Annotated in this window: 16 protein-coding genes; 7 read left to right on the top strand and 9 right to left on the bottom strand. The window is 37.3% G+C overall.

What is annotated here, in order from left to right; all coding sequences use genetic code 11:
- Window positions 1-31 precede the first annotated feature (31 nt).
- On the top strand, window positions 32-1,660 hold the full coding sequence (locus tag OZP07_RS13520; RefSeq protein ID WP_228520792.1) for a GH35 family beta-galactosidase: 1,629 nt from the start codon (window positions 32-34) through the stop codon (window positions 1,658-1,660).
- A 297-nt stretch (window positions 1,661-1,957) separates the two neighbouring features.
- Here the strand turns inward: OZP07_RS13520 and OZP07_RS13515 are convergent, their stop codons facing one another.
- The 8 genes from OZP07_RS13515 to OZP07_RS13480 form a co-directional block, all read right to left on the bottom strand.
- Window positions 1,958-4,582, bottom strand: a complete 2,625-nt coding sequence (locus tag OZP07_RS13515; RefSeq protein ID WP_281635506.1) for a glycoside hydrolase family 3 C-terminal domain-containing protein — start codon at window positions 4,580-4,582, stop codon at window positions 1,958-1,960.
- Window positions 4,583-4,772: 190 nt separating this feature from the next.
- The gene (gene fucP, locus OZP07_RS13510) at window positions 4,773-6,089 is read right to left on the bottom strand and encodes an L-fucose:H+ symporter permease (protein WP_281635505.1); all 1,317 of its coding nucleotides are present in this window, start codon (window positions 6,087-6,089) and stop codon (window positions 4,773-4,775) included.
- A 24-nt stretch (window positions 6,090-6,113) separates the two neighbouring features.
- Window positions 6,114-6,554, bottom strand: coding sequence for a MaoC/PaaZ C-terminal domain-containing protein (locus tag OZP07_RS13505; protein ID WP_281635504.1), 441 nt, complete (start codon window positions 6,552-6,554; stop codon window positions 6,114-6,116).
- Between the two features lie 151 nt (window positions 6,555-6,705).
- Entirely contained in the window at window positions 6,706-7,773 is a 1,068-nt protein-coding gene (locus OZP07_RS13500) for a Gfo/Idh/MocA family protein (RefSeq protein WP_281635503.1), read from the bottom strand.
- 2 nt (window positions 7,774-7,775) lie between these two features.
- Window positions 7,776-8,999, bottom strand: coding sequence for an extracellular solute-binding protein (locus OZP07_RS13495; protein ID WP_281635502.1), 1,224 nt, complete (start codon window positions 8,997-8,999; stop codon window positions 7,776-7,778).
- Window positions 9,000-9,001: 2 nt separating this feature from the next.
- Entirely contained in the window at window positions 9,002-10,138 is a 1,137-nt protein-coding gene (locus OZP07_RS13490) for a CaiB/BaiF CoA transferase family protein (protein WP_281635501.1), read from the bottom strand.
- Window positions 10,139-10,226: 88 nt separating this feature from the next.
- Window positions 10,227-11,369, bottom strand: coding sequence for a CaiB/BaiF CoA transferase family protein (locus OZP07_RS13485; protein WP_194640200.1), 1,143 nt, complete (start codon window positions 11,367-11,369; stop codon window positions 10,227-10,229).
- 4 nt (window positions 11,370-11,373) lie between these two features.
- Window positions 11,374-12,513 (bottom strand): ABC transporter substrate-binding protein, encoded by a 1,140-nt coding sequence (locus OZP07_RS13480; RefSeq protein WP_194640201.1) that lies wholly within the window; start codon window positions 12,511-12,513, stop codon window positions 11,374-11,376.
- Window positions 12,514-12,707: 194 nt separating this feature from the next.
- Here OZP07_RS13480 and OZP07_RS13475 point away from each other — a divergent pair, with 194 nt between their 5' ends.
- The 6 genes from OZP07_RS13475 to OZP07_RS13450 all read left to right on the top strand — a co-directional run bounded on the left by OZP07_RS13475 (window position 12,708) and on the right by OZP07_RS13450 (window position 18,470).
- On the top strand, window positions 12,708-13,949 hold the full coding sequence (locus OZP07_RS13475) for a glycoside hydrolase family 88/105 protein (RefSeq protein ID WP_281635500.1): 1,242 nt from the start codon (window positions 12,708-12,710) through the stop codon (window positions 13,947-13,949).
- Window positions 13,950-13,966: 17 nt separating this feature from the next.
- Window positions 13,967-14,731: an SDR family NAD(P)-dependent oxidoreductase gene (locus tag OZP07_RS13470; RefSeq protein WP_194640203.1), complete on the top strand. Its 765-nt coding sequence runs from the start codon at window positions 13,967-13,969 to the stop codon at window positions 14,729-14,731.
- A 161-nt stretch (window positions 14,732-14,892) separates the two neighbouring features.
- Window positions 14,893-15,747, top strand: coding sequence for a fumarylacetoacetate hydrolase family protein (locus OZP07_RS13465; protein ID WP_194640204.1), 855 nt, complete (start codon window positions 14,893-14,895; stop codon window positions 15,745-15,747).
- A 51-nt stretch (window positions 15,748-15,798) separates the two neighbouring features.
- The gene (locus OZP07_RS13460; RefSeq protein ID WP_281635499.1) at window positions 15,799-16,812 is read left to right on the top strand and encodes a zinc-binding alcohol dehydrogenase family protein; all 1,014 of its coding nucleotides are present in this window, start codon (window positions 15,799-15,801) and stop codon (window positions 16,810-16,812) included.
- Between the two features lie 18 nt (window positions 16,813-16,830).
- Window positions 16,831-17,628 carry an SDR family oxidoreductase gene (locus OZP07_RS13455; protein ID WP_281635498.1) on the top strand — a complete coding sequence of 266 codons (798 nt, stop codon included), beginning with the start codon at window positions 16,831-16,833 and terminating at the stop codon, window positions 17,626-17,628.
- A 5-nt stretch (window positions 17,629-17,633) separates the two neighbouring features.
- On the top strand, window positions 17,634-18,470 hold the full coding sequence (locus tag OZP07_RS13450) for an amidohydrolase family protein (protein WP_281635497.1): 837 nt from the start codon (window positions 17,634-17,636) through the stop codon (window positions 18,468-18,470).
- A 144-nt stretch (window positions 18,471-18,614) separates the two neighbouring features.
- Here OZP07_RS13450 and OZP07_RS13445 read toward each other — a convergent pair whose 3' ends face one another.
- Entirely contained in the window at window positions 18,615-19,556 is a 942-nt protein-coding gene (locus OZP07_RS13445) for a helix-turn-helix domain-containing protein (protein WP_194640208.1), read from the bottom strand.
- Window positions 19,557-19,560 lie beyond the last annotated feature (4 nt).

Below are 19,560 nucleotides of genomic sequence, written 5' to 3'. Positions count from 1 at the left end.
TTTTTTAATTCTTAATATTAAAATAAAAAGGATGTTTAATTTTATAAACTGCAGATTTCTTTTACCCGCATTATTGTGTATACAGCTGGGATTCTGTCAAAATTCAATACCAAGTCTTCAGAAAAAAGGCAATAAAACACAATTAATAGTCAACGGAAAGCCTTTCATTATAAGAGGCGGCGAGTTAGGAAATTCCTCCGCTACTAGTATGGAGAGTATGGAACCAATCTGGCCAAAACTTACTGATATGAATCTTAATACTGTTCTGATGCCTATTTATTGGGAACTTATTGAAGAGGAGGAAGGGAAGTTTGATTTTTCCTTAGTCGATGATCTGATTCTAAAAGCCAGAAAAGAGAATCTAAAACTGGTTTTTCTTTGGTTCGGATCATGGAAAAACAGTATGTCGAGCCATGCTCCGGCTTGGATAAAGTTAAATCAGAAAAAATATCCGAGAATCAAAGATGACAAAAATAAAAGCCATGAAATCTTAACGCCGTTTAGTGAAAATAATTTGAAAGCAGATTTGAATGCTTTTCAAAAATTAATGGCTCACATAAAAGATTTTGATCAGAAAGATCATACTGTCATAATGATTCAGGTGGAGAATGAAATCGGAATGCTGCCAACAGCAAGAGATTATCATCCATTGGCAAACGAAGCTTTCAAAAAAGAAGTACCCAAAGAATTGTTGCAGTACATGCAAAAGAACAAAGAAAAACTGGTGCCTGAGTTTTTTGAATTATGGAAAAAAAATGGTTTTAAAACCTCTGGAAACTGGGAAGATGTTTTTGGAAAAGGACTGCAGACAGATGAAATTTTTATGGCTTGGTTTTTTGCAAAATTCACTAATGCTGTAGCCAAAGCAGGAAAAGACAGTTACGGAATTCCAATGTATGTAAATGCTGCCCTGAATGCTCCTGGAAAAAAACCGGGCGAATATCCAAGTGCCGGTCCGCTCCCGCATGTAATGGATGTTTGGAAAGCAGCAGGAAATGCAATTGATCTTTTGGCTCCAGATTTTTACAATCCTTCTTTCAAACAGTGGAATGATTTATTTACCCGTCAGGGAGATCCTTTATTTATACCAGAGCATAAGTTTGATACAACTGCACCATTTAAAGGATTGTATGCAATAGGTCATTATGAAGCTATTGGTTTTTCTCCGTTTTCTATTGAATCAGTTGAAGATGGTAAAAAAGAACCTTTGAGCAAAATATATGATCTGGTGAAACAATTGACTCCAGTTATTGAGCAATATAAAGGATTGGGCAAGATTGACGGTGTACTTTTGGACAAAGAAAATGCTTCACAGATTATTACACTAGGAAATTATGAGTTTACTTTTAAACACGATTATACTTTAAATTGGTCTGATGGTGCCAAAGAAAATGTTTGGCCAATGTCCAGTGCGATTATCATTGAAACTGCACCAGACGAATTTTATATAGCCGGTTCCGGGATTGTGGTGACTTTTAAACCGTTAAAAAATAGTGATTTAAATGCTGGAATTTTAAAAGTTGACCAAGGCCGATTTGATGAGAACGTTTGGAGAACAATCCGTCATTTTAATGGTGACCAGACGCATCAGGGAAGGCATCTTAGGATTTCTGTTGGTGATTATGAAATTCAAAAATTAAAATTATATACTTACGAATAGTTGAATTTCGGTAGAAGACAATAATATAAAGCCTGATGCGATTGATTTTATTATAAATAATTTATAATCAATATATTAATTATTTATATTATAATCGAACTCAGGTTATAAGAAAAAATATTCTGTAATAAGCGAAAGATCTTTCTGCCCAGGATAGCAGCGGAAAGCCCGCAAGGGAAGAGCCCTTAAAAAAACAAAACCCAAAAGAGCGACCAGCGGAAGCTCCTTTTGGGTTTATGTTTTTTTGGGCGATGACCGCGGACTTGAAGCGGATAGCCTGAATTGGCAGCCTGATGATTATTTAATAGTTACTGCACTTTTAATTAGTCCGCTGCTTGATAGGTTATGTTCGTCAGGCTGATGACCGCCTACAGCAATTTCGACTTTGCCGTTAAGCTGCTGTAGTTTGCCTTCAGCAGTAACATACGATAAATCCTGCGGAGTTAAAGTAAAAGTTATTGTTTTGCTTTGTCCCGGATTAAGAGAAACTCTTTCAAAACCTTTCAGGGCTTTAATAGCGGTTTTTATTTTTTTGCCTTGCTCAAGGACATATAATTGTGCTACTTCTTCACCTGAAAATTTGCCAGTATTTGTAATAGTTACCGATACTGATACATTTTTGTTTTTTTCAGCTTGAACAGGTATTTCTAATTTGCTGTATTTAAAGGAGGTGTAGCTCAGTCCGAATCCAAAACCATATTGCGGCACACCTTTGAAATATCTATAGGTTCGGTTTTCCATATTATAGTCATTGAAAGATGCCAAGTCGCTGTCTCCTTTGTAAAATGTGATAGGCAGACGGCCGGATGGATTATAATCGCCAAATAAAATATCTGCAACTGCGGTTCCAGCTGACTGACCTCCATACCACGCATTTAAAATTGCAGGAATGTTTTCGGACTCCCATGGTGCAGCGATCGCACTGCCAGTCATCATGACAAATATTACAGGCTTGCCAGTTGATTTTAGGGCTTTCATCAGTTCCGTCTGTACAGTTGGCAGCTGTATTGAGGTACGGTCTCCGCCGTCAAATCCTGGGTCGCTTACTTTCATTTCTTCGCCTTCAAGCTGTGGAGAAATTCCTCCTGTAAAAATAAATGCATCAGCATCTTTAAAGCGGTCAGCAAGCTGATTATAATCCGTTTTAACATAACTGCCCGCATTCATTTTAATATACGCGCTTCCTTCGCCCTGCCAGTATTCTACAGCTAAGGTATAATGGGAGTCTTTTTTTACTGCAAGTTCATAGGTTTTTGCTCCCCAGCGGTTTTTTTTCCATGAATCAATAACAACTGTCCCGTTTACAATAAATCGGAAGCCTTCATCACCTTGGAGTTCAAAAGTTATATTACCGTCTTTTTCAGCTTTAAAATCGGCAGTATATCTGGCTGAGAAATTATTGGCTCTTATTGTGCCGGTTACCGCTTGGCCTTCCTGCCAGATATTGTCTACTTTGGTTTCTCTGGCTACTATCGGAGTGCCTTCAAGGTCTTTGTTATTGTAATATTCGGCTTTAAATCCCTGTTTCCCTTCATAAGAATACTGCTGGGATAAATCCTGATATTGCAAAAGATTGTTATTGGTGAAGCTGACTGCTTTTTCATAAACAACTTCGGTAGATGTGCCAACTTTGTCTTTTATGCCCTGCAGAACTGTTTTCAGCGTAGAAGGCGTACCGTTGTAATTGCCCAAAATGGCTATATCATTATCCGCATTTGGCCCAAGAACAACAATTTTTTTCAGTTTTTTACTGAGAGGAAGGGTTTGTTTTTCATTCTTTAGCAGTACCATTGACTGCTGTGCCATTTTTAAAGCATGTGCAGCGTGTTCTTTGCTTTCGAGAACATTATCAGAGGTTTGTGCGTATTTAACCATTGAAATTGGATCAAACATTCCTAGACGGAAACGCACCATGAATAAACGTTTAACCGAAACGTCTATCTGAGCTTCAGTAATTTTACCTTGTTTTACGGCCTGTACTAGTGCTTTGTATGCATCGGTACCACAATCGATATCTGTTCCGTGAAATACAGCATCTGCCGATGCTGATGTAGCGTCAGGATGTGTTTTATGATTCTTAAAAAAGTCGTCGATTGCCCAGCAGTCGGAGGTTACGTAACCGTCAAATTTCCACTGGTTTCTTAATATATCGGTCATCAATATATCGCTGGCACAGCAGGGCTGCGTTCTGAAAGCATTGTAAGCACACATAACGCCGACAACATGAGATTCGGTTATTAATTTTTGAAAAGCTGGAAGATAGGTATCCCACAGATCGTAGGCACTTACATTTACATCAAAGACATGTCTTAGGGGTTCAGGACCGCTATGTACAGCATAATGTTTGGCACAGGCTGCCGCCTTAATATATTTTGGATCATCACCCTGCAGTCCTCGTACAAATGCATCGCCCAGCATGGCAGTAAGATATGGATCTTCTCCATAAGTTTCCTGTCCGCGTCCCCAGCGCGGGTCACGAAAAATATTAATGTTTGGTGTCCAGTAGGTGAGTCCCAAGTACCGCTCATTTGTAAGGCCGGAAGCAACCGCTTTGTTGTAAATGGCCCGGCCCTCGGCTGCAGAATAGTCGGCCATGGTAAACAATGAATTTTTATCAAATGTTGCTGCCATGGCGATGGCCTGCGGATAGACAGTCACTTTAAAAGGAGTTCGGGCTACTCCATGCAGTGTTTCGTTCCACCAGTCATAAGCCGGTATTCCCAAACGTTCTATAGCAGGGGAGGCGTTAAGCATTTGTGATACTTTTTCTTCAAGAGTGAGATGAGAGACTAAATCATTTACCCGTTCTTCAAAGGTTAAATTATAATCTTGAAAGCGATATTGATTCTGCGCATTACAATTGAACGTACCGTAGACGGTAATACTAACAAATAGTATTTTAAAAAGAATGTTTATTTTCATCGTAAAGTTTTTTAAACTGAAAGGAGTATAATCTAATGTTAAAACATCATAAATGGAATACTATTTCTTTAACCCAATTCATGATGTTTCGGCTAAGATATAAAAAAACAACCGATTGTTTTAAAAATAAAAAAAAGATAGTATTGGATATTACTTCAATACTATCTTTTTTATAAAACGAAAAAATACTTTATGAAATACTGTTCTTTACTTTATGTCCAAATACACCAAAATAAAGAATAATGACAAAACAAACCAGCGGAATAATGTAACCCGCCTGAATATCGTCATGTTTCATATCGATTAAAGTTCCCATAGAGTAAGGAAGTATTGCCCCGCCGACAATGGACATTACTAACCAAGATGAACCAGTTTCGGTATTGGATTTCAAGCCAACTAATCCCAGCGAGAAAATTGTCGGGAACATAATTGACATGAAAAAACCTAATCCGCCTAAAGCATAAATTACTTCAATACCGCTTGCGTAAATAGCTACAATGCATAAAATAATGCTGATAACACAGTAGATAGATAACAAAATATAATCTTTTACATAACGCAAAAAGAAAGTTCCAATGAAGCGTCCTGCCATAAATAAGAAACCATAAATACCTAGGTAATAACCCGCTGTTTTTTCATCCAATCCTGCACTTTGTTCAGCAATTCGAACAAAAAAACTGGTAACGCATACTTGAGCACCTACATAGAAGAATTGTGCTGCTACTGCCCAACTCAAATGCGAAAATTTTAAAACAGAGAAAAATCCAGGTTTGATTTCAACTTCGGTATGGGTAGGTTTCATCGAAGGCAAGTGCATGAAGTAAAATAATATAGCCATAAGTACCAATATACTTCCTAGAATCATATAAGGCATTTTTACGGTTGAAGCTTCTTCAAGTAAATATGCTGCTTTAGCTGTATCAGGCATTGCATTCATTTGTACAGGTGTAAAGCTTTTTCCTGACAATATAAACATTGAACCTAATACAGGTCCAAGCATAGCAGCCAATCCGTTAAAAGAGGCAGCCAAATTTAATCTTTTTGAAGAAGATTCAGCAGGTCCTAAAATAGCAGCGTACGGATTTGCACTAGTTTCTAAAATCGTCAATCCACAGCCAATCACAAATAAAGCGAACAAAAATAATTCATACGTTCTAGAATTAGCAGCAGGAATAAATAGAAAAGCGCCAGCAGCAAATACTAATAATCCAGTGATAATACTGTTTTTATATCCAAAACGTTTAATCAGCATTCCAGCAGGAATTGCCATAATAAAATATGCAAGAAACACAGCAGTGTCTATTAAAGTAGATTGTCGGTTGTTTAACTCACAGGCTTTTCTCAAATGCGGAATTAAAATTCCATCAAAACCGTGTGCCATTCCCCAAAGGAAAAATAAGCTGGTAATTAAAATAAAAGGTAAAAGATATTTTTTTCCAGATCCTTCTTCTACTCCTTGTTCTGTTGGCACTTCGTGCTGGTCGCCAATTTGGTTGGTTATTTGCATAATTTATAGTTATAGGTTAGTTAATTATTTCTTTTTTACTAATAATAGATGGTCGCATACAAGCACGACTTCACCTCGCTGGTTGATGATTTCAACATGCTCGGTAACAGTTCCCATTTCAGGCTTTTTGGCTTCTCCTTTTTCTGAAATTGTGATTTCCGAATGAATGGTATCGCCAATATGAACTGGCTTTACAAACCGCATACGTTCATATCCTTTAGAAAAAGCTTCAGGATTTATTTCTGATGCTGTAAGTCCGATTCCAATGCTGAAAACCATTGTTCCGTGGGCAATCCGCTGTCCAAAAGGCTGTGTTTTACACCATTCCTCATCCATATGATGCGGAAAAAAGTCACCTGTGTGACCCGCATGAACCACAAAATCAGTTTCAGTAATTGTTCTGCCTAATGTAACTCTTTTATCATTAAGCTGATAATCTTCAAAAAATGTTGATTTGAAATACATATTTTTTTAGTTTTTTTACCATGTAAGTCATATAAGTTTATTTGATTTTAAAGCCTATATCTTTTTTGAACTTATTTATAAGTTAAAAAAGAGGTTCATTTAATTTCTTGGTTCTTATATGACTTATATGTTTAAAATTTTTAAATTGTTTTTATAATTTATCTAGTGAGACCGCTCCTCTTTCATTACTGATGTAACAGGCCTCTACCACTTTCATAGTGCCTAAAACATCCTGCACGCTGGTGTGCAGAACAGCATCAGAACCTTCTTTAAAACGCATCAGATTTGACATCGTGCCAATGAAAGCCTCTGGAAACCACGAACCTTCCAGTTCCTTTTTTTGCCATTCATAGGAACCTTTTTCAGTCTGCAGTGCATACTCGAATTCATCAGGCATACCATCAGGATAATTCATTAATAAACCCATCTTAGCCTTAATGGCACCTTTGGTTCCTTCCCATTTGATGTAGCTTTCTTCATGTTTTGGTCCAAAATGATGATCGTGATTGGTATTAATCACCACACGCATCGAATCGCCGTAATCCAAAATAATCGAAGAACGGCAGGAGGATAATTTCTTCAAAGGATGATTCGCTGTTTTGGCATAAACGCCCTTTGGATTTCCCATAAAAGAGCGAATGCAATCGATATAGTGAACACTGTGAAAAAGAATTTCCAATCTTGGATGCTCCTTAATCAGCGGAAACAATTCCCATGGCGTATTCACCGTTACTTTTACTTCAAGATCATACAGATCTCCAATAATTCCCTGATTGATCATGTATCGGGCAGCACTGATATAAGAAGCAAACCGCAGCTGAAAATTAATAGCAGCTACTAATTTTTTTCTTTCGCATACTGCCACAATTTCTTTGGCCTGCGCCAAATCATTTCCCATAGGTTTTTGAATCAGCACGGCGGCACCATCTGGCAATTGTTCTAATATTTCGATGTATTGATCAGGAAGGACAGTAATGTCATAAACAGCGTTTGATGGAGCATTTTTTACAGCTTCGGCTACATTTTCAAAAACATGCGGAATATTGAATTCTTCAGCCATTGTATGTGCTTTTGCTATTGTCCGGTTGGTAATTCCGAAAACCGAAAAGCCGGCCATTTTATAAGCGGGAAGATGGGCATCTTTTACAATACCGCTTGCACCAATAATGATTATGGGCTGTACTGTTTCTGGCAATGAGGGTTTATAAGGTATATCCATGATTAGTATAATTTTTGGATTGATTTTTGAGTGTCTTTTAAAAGTTGTTCTGATGAAACACTGCTGTCAATAGCCTTGAGTACCATTTGGTCAATCAATTCGGCTACTTTGGGCCAAATCGGTGTCTGCGGTAACGTTAAAGCATTTTCGTGAAGCATTTCTAATTTATGATAAAACGGAATTGTGGTATTGATTTCAGAATCATTCCAGGTTGATTTTCGGCATCCGATTCCGCCTTCATTGGTCAGTAATTTATCACTTTCGGGGCTAGTAGCAAACCGCAGAAAATCGTACGCCAGTTTTTGGTGTCTGCTTCCTGAACCAATTGTATACAGCCAATATACATTCAAAGAAGCTGTTTTGTGATTTGAATTGTGTGGTAATTCGGTAATATCTACTTTCCCTTTCACGTTTGATTCTTCAATTACTTCGCACATTGAGGCAAATCCAAACCAATTAATAGACATTGCTGCTTCTCCTTTGGCGAAAGCCAAACCAGCTTCTACCGAACCAAATTTTTTTGTTTTTGGATGAACGGCTTTGGGGTTATTGATTATTTTTCTGTAAAAATCCAAAGCTTCGATGGCTTCAGGACGTTGGATGTCGATTTGGTTTTGTGCATTCAGTAAAGAACCTCCGCGTGTCCATAACTGCAGGCAGAAATCGAATACCATATTATGCCCATCAGGAAAATTGGCAAACACACTTCCGTATAAATTCTGCTCAGGACGGTTGAAAAACTCGGCAATCTGGCTGAATTGTTCCCAAGTGCAGGGAGGGTTTAACTCGTAACCGTACTGTTTTTTGAATTTTTCTTTTTCGATTGTATTTTCAAATAAATCTTTTCTAAAAATCAGACATTCCGGACCGTCATGAAAAGGAAGTCCATAAGTTCTGTCATTGATCTGCTGTAAATGTAACAGCGACTGATGCCAGCCTTCTGGATAATTCTGCGGTGCATTTTGGGCAATTAATGGATTTAAATCCAGAACTGCTTTTTCATTGACAGCATCAAAAATCCAGTCTGTGTTAAGATGAGCAATATCCCAAGTTCCTTTTTTTAGTCCCTTTTTGCTGATTGTTTCGGTATATAAATCATGTAATTCTAACGGAATCATTTCAGCTTCCATTTCAATATTATTTTCGATACAGAACAAATCCCACAGTTTTTGCAATGTACTTTCAAAAGGATCAAATTTCCTGACAGCGATTCTTAACTTTTCCATTATTAAGCTATAAATTCTTTAATAATCCGTTCGTTATCCTGTCCTAATTTTGGGGAACCTTTAACTGATGTGAAAATTTCTCCATCAATTTTAATTGGGCATCGGGTTGTTTTATAAGTATAGCTGTCTGTCATTTCGACTTTCTGCGTGAAATTTAAAACGCGGAATCCTTCTTCAGCAAAAAGCTGTTTGTAGTTCAGTACTTTGGCACACCAAATATCTGCTGGTTCTAAAATATCCAGCCAAAACTGAGTTTCCTGTGTTTGTAAATGCGTGGCGAGTATGTTTTTGATTTCGTCACGTAATCCAAATTTGTTTTCAGAGAACTGTAACAAGTCATCACATTTTAAAAGAGAGGCCAAAACTGGGATTGATCCCATTGCCAAAGCTAAATAACCATTTTGTGTTTTGTAAATTCCGTAGGGCGCACCCAGATATGCGTGTGCATTGTTGGATTTTGTACGAACAGGCAGTTCACCGCCGTCGTTAAAATATGTCGTAATGGTTTCAAACTGAAAATCAAAAGCAGATTCCAGCATGCTTACCTGAACTTTTGCTCCGATACCGTGAGTTGCTTTTCTATATAAAGAGGCCAAAATTCCTTGTGCCAAATGCGCTCCTGCAAGCATATCCACTATTGACAATCCCATTGGTACCGGGCCGTCTTCCTGATTACCGCTCAGCCAGGTTAATGCAGTCAATGATTGCAGTAATAAATCCTGTCCCGGTAAATCTTTTAAATCCGATTTAGTACCATAGCCCGAAATTTCGGCATAGATAATATTGGGATTGATTGCTGTAACATCGTCATAACTCAAGCCAACACGTTCCATCACGCCGGGTCTGAAATTGTGCATAACAACATCAGCTTTGGCTAGCAGTTTTTTTAATTTTTCAAGTTCATTCGGCTCTTTGAAATCAATGGCAAATGATTCTTTGTTTCTGTTGATGGTATGAAAAACGGAAGATTCCCCATTCATAATCAAGTCAGAAGTATATAAGGTTCTGCAGATGTCTCCAGTTCCCGGTTTTTCAATTTTTATCACACGAGCACCCAGATCGGCCAATCGTAAACTCGCTGAAGGCCCGGAAAGAAACTGGCTGAAATCTACTATTAAATAATCTTCTAATGGTTTCATTTTTTGTTTAATCGTTTTTGATTGTTTAACTGTTTAATCGTTTATTTGTTTAACTGTTTGTGATAAAACGATTAAACAAATAAACGGTTCAACGAATAAACTCTTCATGTATCACAGTATTGTCTTCACCCACTTTTGGTGCTGCTTTCGGGCTGGCCAAAATTTCTCCATCCAATTGAATAGGGCTTCTGGTAGTAATCAAGGTTTCTCCAGCAGCATTTTTAACCGTTTGTTTTAATTGTAATTCTTTCACAAAAGGCTGGCTGTCCAACTCTTCGTAATTGAGAACTTTGCCACACCAGATTCCTTCTTTTTGAAGTAAATTCAGCCAATAATCAGCTGTTTGAGTCAGCAGTTTTTCAGTTATTATTTCTCTGATTTCATCTCTTTGTGAGAACCATAAATGTTTATCGGAATATTTATTTAAATCGATTCCTAACGTATTTCCAATGAAAAGTAAATCACCCATGGCCAATGAAATGTATCCTTCCTGAGTGGGATAAACTCCATAAGGCGCACTTAGAAAGGCGTGGGCACTTCCTTTAACATCGCCTCTTTGCGGCTGCTGTCCTCCGTCATTTAAGTAGGAAGTAATGGCTTCAAACTGAACATCTAAAATCGATTCCAGCAGGCTGACTTCTACTAAAACTCCTTTTCCGGTTTTGGCTCTTTTGAGTAATGCGGCCAAAATACCCTGAACAAAATGATTGCCGCACATTAAATCGGCGACAGCGAGACCAAATGGAACAGGCCCTTGGCTTTTTCGGCCGCTTAACCAGCTCAGTCCGGAAAGTGACTGCAGCAGTAAATCCTGTCCCGGTTTATTTGCCCATGGACCTTTGTCTCCGTAACCTGTTATTGTTCCATAAATTATTTTTGGATTAATGGTTAACGCTTCCGCAAAAGTTAAACCTATTTTATCCATAACACCCGGCCTGAAATTATGGGTCATAATATCGGCTTTGGCGATTAGTTTTTTTACTAAAATTAAATCTTCAGGGTTTTTAAGGTCGGCTGCAAATGATTCTTTGTTTCTATTGATGGTATGAAAAAGCAGACTGCTGTCATCCACAAAAAGGTCTTTAATGCTCAGCTGACGGCAAGCTTCGCCTTTTACCGGACGCTCGATTTTAATAATTCTCGCGCCTAAATCAGCCAATTTTAAGCCCGCAGAAGGCCCTGCCAAAAACTGGCAGAATTCCAATACAACTAATCCTTCTAATGGTCTCATGCTGTTATAAGTTTAATGACTTGATGTAAAGCGCATCCATTGCTGCTAAAACGGCTTCTTCATCACCGCCGTTAATCAGATAATCACGAACCACATCGCCCGCATGATCCTGAAAATACATGTGTCCCGAATATCTAGGTCTTAAAAAAGCTCTTTCCAAAGCAGGCAGTGTATTTTTGAAATAATCGTGAGTTATCCCATTGATTCGGTCATTTTTCCAAGCCTGAAGATGTCCCGGCTGTCCGCCATTGTCTGCAAAAATATTCTGCTGTACGTGTGATGATCCTGTGAATTCTGCATATTTTACCGCTTCAGGAATGTGTTTGCTGAAAGAAGAAACTGCGAGTCCTGTTCCGCCTAAAGAGCTAATCATTGGCTGGTCATTCAATTTTACTAAATCATAAAAATGAAGTAAGTTTTTGCTGTAACCAATTCTTGAATAATTAGAATAGCCGTAAGCAAAAGGGCAGTAGGCAATTTCATCGGAGTTGACCATTGCTTCATACACCTGAATCGGGTTTCGGTTAAAGTTTGCCGGATCCATTAACTGTGCCAGTTCGCGATGCATCTGCAGGGCTTTTTTTCCTGTTTCAATCGAAATTACTTTTTCCTGCGACTGAAAAGGGGCTTCACCCAGACTGCAGCAAAAAGAATAGAACGTCATTAACGAATCTACCGGAATTCCTGCAAAAGCAATCAGTCCTTTTTTGGCCAGAGCCAATAACTCATCATATGTCTGCGGTACATTTAAACCGTTTTTTTCTAAAATATCCAATCGTGCTGCAGCTACCGGAGTGGCAGCGTCAATTGGCAGTGCCCATAATTTATTGCTAAAAATGTAACTTCCGTAAGAACGTCCTACAGTATTGATTTCCTGGTCTTTTATATATTCTGGAGAAAGATAGTCGGACAAAGGAAGAATCGCATTGGTATGTGCTCCAAAACCTGTCCAGGGATGGTCGATAACTAACAAATCAAATCTTTTTGCTAAATCTTCAATAGAAGCATCTGCAAATTCCTGTAAGCTTCTTTTTTCCCAGCTGATTTCAATATCAGGATTAAGTTCTGTAAAACGCTGCGCTGTGGCAACCATAGGTAAAAGTCCTCTTGTATGATTCCAAGTTATGCCTTTAAGTTTTGTCATTTTTTATGATAAATTGTTTGTTTTTTGGCTAAAAAATAATAAATGTAAAAATTACAATTACAAATGTATAAATTATGTTTGGAATATTGATATTTAAAATTACATTTGTGTAATCGATTACAATTTATTTGTTTTTTGTGTAAAAAAAATCAGCAAAAACTAAAGAATTCATAATAATCTTATTTGTAACAAAGATGAATAATTCATTAAAAATCATTTTTTTTGTAAGGACAAGTGTGATGCTTGCTTTGTTAGTGTTCAGCGGCCACATTATGGCTCAAAAAACCGAAACCGAAGCAGTTTCAGGAAAACAGAAAAATGAAATTTCGGATAAACTGAAATGGTCTGAAAGAATGGCTTTGACACTGATGAACCGCCATCCGCAGTCCTATATGATAGACGATGCAAAAAATCCGCATTGGGATTACGTACACGGATTGGTTTTGTATGCTTTTGAAGAATTGAATAAGCAGAAAAAGGAACCAAAATATGCTGCCTATATAAAAGGTTATGCAGATGATTTAATTGATGGAGAAGGAAATATCAAAACGTATGAGCCGGATACTTATAATATTGATAATATAACTGCAGGAAGATTACTGTTTGATTTGTATAAGAAGACAAACGATAAGCGATATTTAACCGCAATGCAGACTTTACGCAGGCAGTTAGAAAATCAGCCAAGAACAGCAAGCGGGGGATTTTGGCATAAAAAAATATATCCAAACCAAATGTGGCTGGATGGATTATATATGGGAGAACCATTTTATGCTCAGTATACAGCAGTTTTTGAAAATGGAAAATTCTTTGACGACATAGCCAAACAATTTGAATTAATCCAAATGCATGCCACTGATAAAAAAACAGGATTGCTTTACCATGCCTGGGACGAAAGCAAAGCCATGCCATGGGCGAATAAAGAGACTGGTGTTTCACCAAATTTTTGGTCGAGATCTATTGGCTGGTATGTGATGGCTTTGGTTGATGTATTGGATTATTTTCCCAAAGAACATCCGAAAAGAAAAGAATTAATTGCTTATTTAAATGCTGTTTCAAATGCATTGATTAAATTTCAGGACAAAAAATCGGGTATGTGGTATCAGGTAACTGACATGGGAAGCAGAAAAGGTAATTATTTAGAATCTTCGGGTACTGCTATGTTTGCTTATGCTTTTGCAAAAGGAGTGAACAAAGGCTACCTGCCTAAAAAATTCAAAAACTTTGCCAATAAAGCATTTGACGGATTGACTTCACAATCGATAGTAATTGACTCTAAAGGCGAAGTAGAATTGACTAATGCCTGTGCTGTAGCAGGTTTGGGCGGTAATCCTTATCGCGATGGTTCGTACGAATATTATATTAACGAAAGAAAGAAAAATAATGACCCGAAAGCGACAGGGCCTTTTATTTTGGCAGCTTTAGAATTGAATAGATAAAATTAAAATTAGAATATATGTTTTCATTACAAAATAAAAAAGCAGTAGTAACAGGAGGAGGCAGCGGTATTGGGAGAGCCATAGCTGCGCTGTTTGCTAAACAGGGAGCCGAGGTTCATATTATCGATTTAACAATCGAAAGTGCTCAGGAGGCTGTTGATGATATTAAACAATTGGGCGGAAAAGTATTTTCTTATGCCTGTAATGTAGCTAATCAAAAAGAAGTTACCGATACATTTGAAAAAATAGGAAACTTCAATATTTTGGTTAATAATGCCGGAATTGCGCACGTTGGAAAAGTTGATACGACACCAGAAGCCGATTTCGACCGAGTGATGAATGTAAATGTAAAAGGAGTTTATAATTGTCTGTACGCAGCAATTCCGCAATTTAGACTGTCAGGCGGCGGTGTAATTTTGAATATGGCTTCAATTGCAGCATGGGTTGGTATACCTGACCGTTTTGCATACTCAACTGCAAAAGGAGCTGTAATGGCTATGACTCTGTCGGTTGCGAGAGATTATATCAATGAAGGCATCCGCTGTAATTCGATTTCTCCTGCGAGAGTTCACACGCCTTTTGTTGATGGTTTTATCAATAAAAATTATCCGGGAAAAGAAGCTGAAATTTTCGAAAAATTATCAAAATCCCAGCCAATCGGAAGAATGGGCAAACCAGATGAAGTTGCGGCTTTAGCACTGTATTTGTGCAGTGATGAAGCAGGTTTTATTACTGGTTCAGATTACCCTATTGACGGAGGATTTATCAAATTAAATAATTAAAAGATGCTGCTAAGCTTCTAAGATACTAAGTTCCTAAGATTAAAGATACTTAGCATTTGAGGAAATCAGGAACTTAAAAAATACAACTTACTAAATTTGCCGAGATGAAAAACTTAGCAGCTTAGTAACTTAACAACTCAGTAACTTAAAAAAAAAAGAAAATGAAATTAATACGTTTTGGAGCTGTAGGAAAAGAAAAGCCAGGAGTTATTATTGGAGAGAAACGATATGATGTATCTTCAATTGTTTCAGATTTTAATGAAGCTTTTTTTGATGAAAACGGTTTAGAAAAATTAAAAAAAGCATTGGAAAGCAATCCGGTTTTGCCAGAAGTGAGTGCCGATGTCCGTTTGGGTTCTCCAGTAGCGAGACCTTCAAAAATAATCTGTATTGGATTGAATTATGTAGATCACTGTCATGAAACAGGTGCGCCGATTCCAGCAGAACCAATTATCTTTTTCAAATCAACGACTTCTTTATGCGGTCCAAATGATGATTTGATTATCCCAAAAAACAGTGAAAAAACAGACTGGGAAATCGAATTGGCATTTGTTGTAGGCAAAAAAGCAAGTTATGTAGAAGAAGCAGAAGCTTTGGATTATGTAGCAGGTTATGCTTTATTAAACGATTACAGCGAAAGAGCTTTTCAGATAGAAATGGGCGGACAATGGGCAAAAGGAAAAGGATGCGATACGTTTGCGCCTCTTGGGCCATTCCTTGCTACTCAGGATGAAATTGCCGATGTAAATAATATTCCGATGTGGTTAACTGTAAATGGTAAAAAATTCCAGGATAGCAATACATTGAACTTAGTTTTCAAAATTCCATTTTTAGTACATTATCTAAGCCAGTTTATGACTTTAATGCCTGGTGATATTATTAGTACAGGAACGCCTCCGGGAGTTGGATTAGGAATCAAGCCAGATCCAATTTATATCAAGCCCGGTGATGTTATTGAGTTAGGCATGGAAGGTTTAGGATCCAGCAGACAGGTAGCAAAAGCATATAGTAAATAATATAAACTTAGGAGTTGTTTATCCAATTTCTAAAAAAATAATTCTAATAAAATGAAATATATTGTTTGCGAAAAACCGAAAGAGTTTCTGCTGAAAGAGAAACCAATGCCGGAACCAAAAGAAGGCGAAGTTCTTTTGAAAATTAAAAGAATAGGGGTCTGCGGAACCGATATACATGCTTTTGGAGGAACACAGCCTTATTTTGAATATCCAAGAATTCTGGGGCATGAACTTGCTGCAGAATATATAAAAGGAAATGCAAAAGGTTTTGAACCGGGAGACAAAGTAACTTTTATTCCTTATTTCAGCTGCGGAAAATGCGTTGCCTGCAGAAACGGTTTGACAAACTGCTGTGCAAATATCAAAGTTTTTGGTGTGCATATAGATGGCGGAATGGCAGAATATGTGACTGTTCCTGAACAGTATCTCCTTCACGGACAAGGTTTGGATTATGATGAACTGGCTTTGATAGAACCGCTTGCCATTGCAGCACACGGTGTTCGCAGGGCAGCTGTAAAAGCAACCGATACTGTTTTAGTAATGGGAGCAGGACCAATCGGATTAGGATTGATCCAGTTTGCAAAAATTGCCGGGGCTAAAGTGATTGTTATGGATATCAATGAATACCGCCTTAATTTTTGTAAAGAAGCGCTTCAGGCAGATGAAACTATAAACCCGCTGCACGATGATGTTGCTGCAAAATTAGCAGAACTGACCAATGGTGATATGGCCAATGTGGTGATTGATGCGACCGGAAATCAAAAAGTGATGAACAGTGCTTTCAATTACATTTCTCATGGCGGTCGATTTGTTTTGGTGGGACTTCAAAAAGGAGAACTGAGTTTCAGTCATCCTGATTTCCATAAAAGAGAATCTACTTTGATGAGCAGCCGAAATGCGACCATCGAAGATTTTGAATATGTAATGCAATGCCTGAAAGAAGGTAAAATCGACCCTAAAAAATACATCACTCACCGTGCTGATTTTACAGACATGATTGGTGAATTTGAAAAATGGATTGATCCAAAAAACAATACTATTAAAGCAATCATAGAATTGAATTAATTCTAAAAAATATAAAATATGGATTTACATTTAAAAGGAAAAATCATAGTAGTATCAGGTTCCGCCGGAAAAGAAGGCAGTATTGGTGAAACCATCATCAACCGCCTTGCTGATGAAGGTGCTATTCCGGTTCTTGTAGACAGAAACAGCAGAGGTTTTGGTTATGCCGAAGCTTTGCAACAAAAAGGAATTGATTCTTTATTTGTGCAGACGGATGTTACCAATCCTGAGGCGATGGAAAATGCAGTAAAAAAGATTGCCGAAAAATACGGCAGAATTGATGCTGTTATCAATAATGTAGGAGTTAACGACGGAGCAGGATTAGATGCTACTTATGAAGAATTTATGGATTCTTTAAAATTGAATGTAGTGAGTTACTTCCTGCTGGTAAAATTTGCGCTTCCTTATTTGAAAGAATCAAAAGGAAATATTCTGAATATTGGTTCAAAAGTAGCTTTGACAGGACAGGGCGGTACTTCCGGTTATGCTGCCGCAAAAGGAGGGGTACTTGGATTAACCAGAGAATGGGCTGTAGATTTGATTCAGTTTGGTATTCGTTCCAATGCGATAATTATAGCTGAATGTTACACACCAGCATACGAAGACTGGATCAAAACGGTACCAGATGGTGAAGCAGTTTTGAAAAAAATCAATAAAAGTATACCATTTGAGGGAAGAATGACTAAAACTGAAGAAATCGCCGATGCAGTTTTGTTTACTATTTCCGACCGTTCTTCTCACACTACAGGGCAGTTTGTTTTTGTTGAAGGCGGTTATGTGCATTTGGATCGTGCTTTAATTAGCGATGTAAATTAATAAGGATGAACAAACGAATTGATTCTCATCAGCATTTTTGGAAATTCGATCCCATTAGAGACAGCTGGATTGATGATTCGATGCAGAAAATTCAAAGGGATTTTCTGCCGGAAGATTTACTGCCTTTGCTGACCGAAAATAAATTTCAGGGCTGTGTAGCTGTTGAAGCACATCAATCGGAAGAACAGACTAATTTTTTAGCGGATCTGGCTTCTAAAAATGATTTTATTAAAGGTATTGTCGGCTGGGTAGATTTACGCAGTGAAAATATAAGTGAAAGACTGAATCATTTTTCAAATAATAAAATCATCAAAGGTTTCCGTCACGTAGTACAGGCCGAAGCTGATGATTTTATGCTGCGAAATGATTTCAGAAATGGAATCGCTACATTAAAGGAATTTAATTTTACTTATGATATTCTAATTTTTCATCGGCAGTTACCGGCCGCAATCGATTTGGTAACACGTTTTCCGGAACAAAAATTTGTCATCGATCATATTGCAAAACCGAATATCAAATCGGGCGAAATTGCTTCTTGGGAAAAAGATATCAAAGAGATTGCAAAATTTGATAATGTAAGCTGTAAAGTTTCTGGAATGGTTACAGAAGCCGATTGGAACAATTGGAAATCACAGGATTTAAAACCTTATCTAGATGTGATTTTTGAAAATTTTTCGACAGATAAATTGATGTTCGGTTCTGATTGGCCGGTTTGTAATGTGGCAGCGGATTATGCAGCAGTTGTAAATACTTTAGAAAATTATATCGCTCAATTTTCCATTCAGGAGCAGAATAAGATTTGGTTTGAAAACGCAGAGGCATTTTATAAATTGGAAATCTAAATAAAAATATTGGTGATAAATTGAATAATCAGATGATTGATGTCTTATAAATTATTTAAAATCAGCAGTCAAAATATAAGTCATATTAGTAAGATTCATAAACTTATATGACTTATATGTTTTAAAAAAAGTATCAGTTATGATTTAATTGTCTTTAATTTCTTGATTTCTATAACGGCCTGGAGTGGTTCCCGTTCTTTGCAAAAAAGAAGAAGTAAAATGCTGTAACGATGAAAAACCGCAGGAATAAGCAATATCCGACATCGATTTATTTTTAGGATTTAAGATTAGTTCAATAGCTTTTTCGATTTTTAGATTAATGATGTAGCTGTTTGGAGGGTATCCGGTTAGTCTTTTTACTTCATAGGTAAATTTTGTTTTTCCCATTCCAAATTTATGCGCCAGATCGTCAATATTCCATTTTTTGCTGATGTCATCAGAGACGGTTTTAGTGAATTTTTCTATAAAATTGGTTTCTTCATCAGTTTTCAGGACCATGCTCGAAAGCTGTCTGTATAAATCGATTAGTAAATTCTCTAAAATATTACCGACCATAATTTCAAAACCTTCTTCCTGATTGGCCAGCTCCCTGCGAATTTCAGTGAAATATTTTTCAAAGGTTTTGGCTTTTTCTACAACCACATTTCTGTTGTCAGCAATCAAATCACCTAGCTTTTCCTGAATGCTTTTGGATAATTTTGACCAGTTTCCTAAGTTTAATTTCTTTTTTTGATTGTATTCCAAAGGTTTTAATATAATCCAGTCGATATATCCAATATCCATTTTGCCGCTTGGGCTTCCGTTCCAATGCCAAGGTGCCGTAACAGATAAATTGCCAGGCAGTAATTCAATTTGATTACCTTCAACAACCCAATCGTATTTTCCGCTGGTTACAAAATGAATTTCAATTCCGTCATTCAGGTGTGGCCGCATATTTTCGTCCATCTGCACTTTGGTAAAGCGCATACTGCCGAATTGTTTGATGAAAGGTATATTTATTAATGGCCCAGGATTTTTTTCATGCCACCAGACTCCAGAATTTCCAGCGCTATTTTTTTGGATGCTGTTTGAATTTAAATTATCCATAATT

Source organism: Flavobacterium marginilacus, from assembly GCF_026870155.1.
GTDB lineage: Bacteria > Bacteroidota > Bacteroidia > Flavobacteriales > Flavobacteriaceae > Flavobacterium > Flavobacterium marginilacus.
Note: the sequence above shows the minus strand (reverse complement) of the source record. Positions and strands in the feature narration are given on the sequence as shown.

Excerpts from the sequence above, each read along its gene's own strand:
- OZP07_RS13490 (WP_281635501.1), bottom strand. The coding sequence starts at position 10,138 with ATGAAACCATTAGAAGATTATTTAATAGTAGATTTCAGCCAGTTTCTT.
- OZP07_RS13480 (WP_194640201.1), bottom strand. The coding sequence starts at position 12,513 with ATGACAAAACTTAAAGGCATAACTTGGAATCATACAAGAGGACTTTTA.
- OZP07_RS13465 (WP_194640204.1), top strand. The coding sequence starts at position 14,893 with ATGAAATTAATACGTTTTGGAGCTGTAGGAAAAGAAAAGCCAGGAGTT.
- OZP07_RS13520 (WP_228520792.1), top strand. The coding sequence starts at position 32 with ATGTTTAATTTTATAAACTGCAGATTTCTTTTACCCGCATTATTGTGT.
- OZP07_RS13500 (WP_281635503.1), bottom strand. The coding sequence starts at position 7,773 with ATGGATATACCTTATAAACCCTCATTGCCAGAAACAGTACAGCCCATA.
- OZP07_RS13485 (WP_194640200.1), bottom strand. The coding sequence starts at position 11,369 with ATGAGACCATTAGAAGGATTAGTTGTATTGGAATTCTGCCAGTTTTTG.
- fucP (WP_281635505.1), bottom strand. The coding sequence starts at position 6,089 with ATGCAAATAACCAACCAAATTGGCGACCAGCACGAAGTGCCAACAGAA.
- OZP07_RS13470 (WP_194640203.1), top strand. The coding sequence starts at position 13,967 with ATGTTTTCATTACAAAATAAAAAAGCAGTAGTAACAGGAGGAGGCAGC.
- OZP07_RS13515 (WP_281635506.1), bottom strand. The coding sequence starts at position 4,582 with ATGAAAATAAACATTCTTTTTAAAATACTATTTGTTAGTATTACCGTC.
- OZP07_RS13445 (WP_194640208.1), bottom strand. The coding sequence starts at position 19,556 with ATGGATAATTTAAATTCAAACAGCATCCAAAAAAATAGCGCTGGAAAT.
- OZP07_RS13495 (WP_281635502.1), bottom strand. The coding sequence starts at position 8,999 with ATGGAAAAGTTAAGAATCGCTGTCAGGAAATTTGATCCTTTTGAAAGT.
- OZP07_RS13505 (WP_281635504.1), bottom strand. The coding sequence starts at position 6,554 with ATGTATTTCAAATCAACATTTTTTGAAGATTATCAGCTTAATGATAAA.
- OZP07_RS13460 (WP_281635499.1), top strand. The coding sequence starts at position 15,799 with ATGAAATATATTGTTTGCGAAAAACCGAAAGAGTTTCTGCTGAAAGAG.
- OZP07_RS13455 (WP_281635498.1), top strand. The coding sequence starts at position 16,831 with ATGGATTTACATTTAAAAGGAAAAATCATAGTAGTATCAGGTTCCGCC.
- OZP07_RS13475 (WP_281635500.1), top strand. The coding sequence starts at position 12,708 with ATGAATAATTCATTAAAAATCATTTTTTTTGTAAGGACAAGTGTGATG.
- OZP07_RS13450 (WP_281635497.1), top strand. The coding sequence starts at position 17,634 with ATGAACAAACGAATTGATTCTCATCAGCATTTTTGGAAATTCGATCCC.